The organism is Rhodococcus sp. 06-156-4, from assembly GCF_002259345.1.
In the GTDB taxonomy this organism is placed as follows: Bacteria; Actinomycetota; Actinomycetes; order Mycobacteriales; family Mycobacteriaceae; genus Rhodococcoides; species Rhodococcoides fascians_E.
The window spans coordinates 1-5,138 of sequence record NZ_NPGB01000009.1 but is presented as its reverse complement, the minus strand read 5'-3'; the positions used below and the strand labels follow the sequence as shown (position 1 = coordinate 5,138).

Below are 5,138 nucleotides of genomic sequence, written 5' to 3'. Positions count from 1 at the left end.
CACTGCTTTCGTTACGTAGGGAGCCGAAAAGTAAGTAGATGTCCGCTGAGGGCGAGGTCCGTTCCACATGCAGAACTCGTCAGCCGACGCGGCCTCTGGATTATTGCAGACAACGACGGATCTAGTTCGGTGGCGTAAATCGATCGGGCGATCCACGACTCCAAGGAGCTGTTGCACAGAGGTGTCGCTTGTTTCCGGGGCAGGCGTGCATCATTCGCTTGAATGACGCTTCGGAAAAGTGCGACGTGCTTGGTTCACTGCATGTTCGTGTCCCGTTGTCTTAGCGATGATCTCGTGAACACTGCGGGATCACGATCAACTGTGCAGACTGTCCAGTGGCCGGCACGAACTGGCGCACGACTTCTCAGTTCAAGCGTTTACTATGTGCAGGGCAAGAGCGGCCGTCAATGTCGACGTGCCTCAGACATCTCAAATCGATTCTCGGGTTCGGTCTCTGACGGGGGAAGCAGCGCTATGCGGATCACAGTGTTCGGCACCGGATATCTCGGGGCCACGCATGCAGCCTGTATGGCTGAGCTGGGCCACGAGGTGCTGGGTGTCGATGTCGACCCCGCAAAGTTGGCCAAGCTCGAGGCCGGTGAGGTTCCCTTCTACGAGCCCGGGTTGGAAGAGGTCCTTCAGCGCAACATCGCGGCCGGCCGTCTCCGCTTCACTTCTTCCTACGAGGAGGCTGCCGAGTTCGCCGAGGTTCACTTCCTCGGCGTGGGCACTCCCCAGAAGAAGGGCGAGTTCGCTGCGGACATGATCTACGTCGACGCCGTCGTGACGACGCTTGCGCCGCTGTTGACGAAGCCCGCCATCATCTTCGGCAAGTCCACCGTTCCGGTGGGCACCGCGGCTCGCCTGGGAGCGCTTGCACGCGCGCTGTCCCCGGCGGGTGACGACGTAGAGGTCGCCTGGAACCCGGAGTTCCTCCGCGAGGGCTATGCAGTAAAAGACACGCTGCATCCCGATCGCCTGGTCCTCGGTGTGGACCGAGACCGACCAGGTCGTGCAGAAGGTCTGGCACGTGAGGTCTATGCCCAACTGCTCGACGAAGAGATTCCATTCCTGGTCACCGACTTGGCGACGGCCGAGCTGGTCAAAGCCTCGGCCAACGCCTTCCTGGCCACCAAGATCTCGTTCATCAACGCCATCGCCGAGGTATGCGAGGCATCCGGCGCCGACGTGAAGGTTCTGGCGGACGCGATCGGCCACGACGACCGGATCGGTCGCAAGTTTCTGAACGCAGGCATCGGCTTCGGCGGTGGCTGCCTTCCCAAGGACATCAGAGCATTCATGGCCCGCGCCGGCGAGCTCGGTGCCGACCAGGCGTTGACGTTCCTGCGCGAGGTGGACAACATCAACATGCGCCGACGCACGCGCATGGTGGAGCTTGCTCGGGAGGCCTGCGGGTCATTGCTTGGTGCTCGTGTCGCTGTCCTGGGAGCAGCCTTCAAGCCCGACTCCGACGACGTAAGGGACTCTCCCGCGCTGAACGTCGCCGGCCAGATTCAGCTTCAGGGTGCGGCTGTCAACGTGTTCGATCCGAAGGCCATGGACAACTCGCGTGCGTTGTTCCCGACGCTGGGGTACAGCTCGTCTGCCCTCGAGGCGTGCGAGGGTGCTGACGTAGTGCTTGTTCTGACCGAGTGGAAAGAGTTCAAGGCACTGAAGCCGGCTGACCTCGACGGAGTTGTTCGGTCGAAAACCTTGATCGACGGACGGAACTGCCTCGACCCGGACGAGTGGCGAGCCGCGGGATGGACTTACCGCGGGCTAGGGCGTCCGTAACCGTTCTTCGTGCTTGTTTCAGCCCGTTCGAGACGCTGAACTCGGGTTTTGAAGATTGTCTGAAACCAGCGTCATTCATGTGAATTAACAATTTCCATTCGACGTTTGTGCGGGACATGCAAAACCGGCACAATGACCGCTTGTGCGCAACCGCGCGCCGCAAGGAAGGTTTGTCAAAGCATTTGAGTGGCTTGTGTAAAAATCAGGCGCACTTGCATGTTTCGACGATGTAAATGAAGCTCGCTCAACGAGGCGAAGTTGTGAAACTTACGCAGACTTCCTTTGTGTCGCAGTGAGACTCACAAAACATGGCTCCTTGCTGAGTTGGCTGTAACGAAAGTTGAATTTTTGTCGATGCACCTCGCGTCGGGAAATCTCACAAACTTGCCCACGGGCGGGATTGCGGGTGTGGTAAACCAGTTGGGTCGGCGTAATCATTCTGTGATGTGACCCACTTGGAGAGTCGCTTTTCCGATTGCGTGCGAAAATTTGAATGCTCGAGCAGCGGGCAGCTAGCGATCGGTTCCCTCACGTCAGTGCAGATGTGTCGAACCACGGTTCATTGACGACAGTCCGCCGGCCTTCGAGCTGCGGGAGCAGAGTGAGGAGGGGGAGTCGGTGGCAACTATCGGATCAGTGCAGCGGACTCCGGGCGGGGGCACGCTACAGAAGGCACCGAAGCGTGAGAGACGACTTACCTCGCGCCGTGTCTGGGAGCATCAGTACGTCGACAGGCTTCGTGTTACGGACGTCGTTGTTGTCGTCGCTGCAGTCGCGGCAGCTCAATTGATCAGGTTCGGCGAGCTGCAGTCCGAGGGAGCACGCGCCTTCGCCAGCTACACCGGAGTGTCGGTTCTGCTGGCAGCAATCTGGATCTCGTTTCTCGCGATCTTCCGCACCCGCTCGCCCAGGGTTATCGGAAACGGTGCGGAAGAATACCGCCGCATCGTGTCCGCGACGTTCCGTTTGTTCGGAGTCATCGCGATTCTGTCGCTTCTCTTCAAGATCGATATCGCACGGCTGTATCTGGCAATCGCGCTGCCGGTCGGGCTCTTGGGTCTCCTGCTCAGCAGATGGGCGTGGCGCAAGTCTGTCGCCTCGAAGCGCAGTAAAGGTCAGTACCAGACAGCTGTGCTAATAGTCGGAAGCCGCAAGGCAGCCGTGTCGATGGCTAAGCAGTTCGAGCGCAACCCCGCCGCCGGCTACAGCGTGGTGGGAATGTGCATCCCTGGCTACGAGCCCGAGCGCGAGGCCGTCACGGTCGACGGATTCGAGATTCCGATCCTCGGTGACGAGTACAGCGTGGTCGACGCTATCGAGAAGTCCGGCGCCGACACCGTCGCAGTTACCGCTACTGAGCACCTGGGCACCAAGGGCATCCGCAAGATGGTGTGGGACCTCGAGAAGAAAAACGTGGACCTTGTGGTCGCGCCTGGCGTGGTCGACGTCGCTGGCCCACGCCTGGTGATGCGTCCTGTTGCTGGCTTTCCTCTGATCCACGTGGAGAAGCCGCAGTACAACGGTGCCACTCGCTTCAGCAAGACGGCTTTCGACTTCGCATTCGCCAGCGCGGTTCTCCTCATGATCACGCCCGTTCTCCTGGTCGCAGCGTTGGCGGTGAAGCTCACGAGTCGCGGTCCGGTGTTCTACAAGTCTGAGCGTATGGGCATCGACGGCAAGCCGTTCGCCATGATCAAGTTCCGCAGCATGGTGCAGAACGCCGACAAGCAGGTCGACGCGCTTCTCGCGCAGAACGAGAGCGACGGCGGCGTGCTGTTCAAGATGCGCGACGACCCAAGAGTTACCAAGGTTGGAAAGTTCATGCGCCGTTTCAGCATCGACGAGCTGCCGCAATTCCTGAACGTGCTCAGACGCGAGATGAGCGTCGTCGGCCCTCGGCCCCCGTTGCGCCGCGAGGTCGAGACGTACGACGGTGACGTTCGTCGGAGGCTTTTGGTGAAGCCTGGAATCACTGGGCTCTGGCAGGTCAGCGGACGAAGTGATCTTTCGTGGGAAGAGACAGTGCGTCTTGATCTTTCGTACGTCGAGAACTGGTCCATGGTCGGTGACCTACTGATCATTGCCAAAACAGTGAAGGCAGTTGCCGGAAGCGACGGCGCGTACTAGAGGCGCCGAAAGGAACGCGAAGTAACGTCAAAGGCGCCCAACCCTTCTGGTGTGGGCAGTATCTGGAGTCGGGGATTTCAATTGAGCAAGAAGCTTAAGGTCGCAATCGCGCATGACTACCTCACCCAACGAGGTGGAGCCGAAAAAGTGGTTCTGGCCATGGCTCGTGCGTTCCCCGATGCCCCCATCTACACGACGTTGTACGACCCAGACGGCACGTACCCGGAGTTTCGAGATTTCGACATCAGGACGTCCCCGATCAACCGCATCTCTCTTTTGCGAAAGAACCACCGGTTTGCACTTCCGGTTCTTCCGTTTGCAGCGTCGGCCCTCAAGATCGACGCCGATGTGGTGTTGGCGAGTAGCAGCGGCTGGTCACACGGATTCCGCACGACGGGCGAGAAAATCGTCTACTGCTACTCGCCTGCCCGATGGTTGTATCAGCGAGAAACGTACCTCGGAGAGGCGCCGTCGCGCGCGCTGCGAGCTTTGCTGTGGATGTACAGCCCACTTCTCAAAGCCTGGGATCGACGTGCCGCCGCAAGTGCATCCCGATACTTTGCGATCTCATCGGTGGTGAAGTCTCGGATCCAGGACGCCTATGGTCTGCCGTCTACTGTGCTCCCTGCCCCGCAATCGCTCGACGCGAGCCGACCGACGGAGGTAGTCGAAGCGGTCGGGAATCTGGGATGGGATGACGCGGGCTACTACCTGTGCATCTCGAGACTGCTGCCATACAAGAACGTCGACAAGGTGATCGACGCGTTCAATGGCGGCGCCAGGCGTCTGGTCGTCGTCGGAAGTGGTCCCCAAGAGTCGGAACTCGCTCGCCTGGCTGGATCCAACATCGTCATGGTGAAGGATCTGTCGGACGCGCAAATCCGTTGGCTGTACAGCCATTGCAGTGGGCTTGTGGCTGCAAGCTACGAAGATTTCGGGCTTACTCCGCTGGAAGCCGCGGCCTATGGAAAGCCGAGCGCAGTGCTCCGCTGGGGTGGATTTCTCGACACGATCGACGAGGGCGTCACAGGCGTCTACTTTGATCAACCGGATCCCGAATTGATCGAGGCAGCCGTAGACGACCTCGAAGCCGGCGAGTGGGCAAGCAGCAAGCTGGTTGATCACCTGGACACGTTCAGTGAGAAGCGTTTTTTCGACGCATTGGCCGCAAGCATGGCCAGCACCGACAACCATCATTCCGACGGAGCAAAGGTATT

Annotated in this window: 3 protein-coding genes; all 3 read left to right on the top strand. The window is 59.7% G+C overall.

The annotated features are described in order from the left end of the window. Window positions 1-474: 474 nt before the first annotated feature. Window positions 475-1,794 carry a UDP-glucose dehydrogenase family protein gene (locus CH290_RS05855; protein ID WP_033188031.1) on the top strand — a complete coding sequence of 440 codons (1,320 nt, stop codon included), beginning with the start codon at window positions 475-477 and terminating at the stop codon, window positions 1,792-1,794. A gap of 618 nt (window positions 1,795-2,412) precedes the next feature. Then, window positions 2,413-3,921, top strand: a complete 1,509-nt coding sequence (locus CH290_RS05850) for a sugar transferase (protein ID WP_495677183.1) — start codon at window positions 2,413-2,415, stop codon at window positions 3,919-3,921. A gap of 81 nt (window positions 3,922-4,002) precedes the next feature. Next, on the top strand, window positions 4,003-5,138 hold a 1,136-nt coding region (locus CH290_RS05845; protein ID WP_094624334.1), incomplete at its 3' end, for a glycosyltransferase.

Excerpts from the sequence above, each read along its gene's own strand:
- CH290_RS05855 (WP_033188031.1), top strand. The coding sequence starts at position 475 with ATGCGGATCACAGTGTTCGGCACCGGATATCTCGGGGCCACGCATGCA.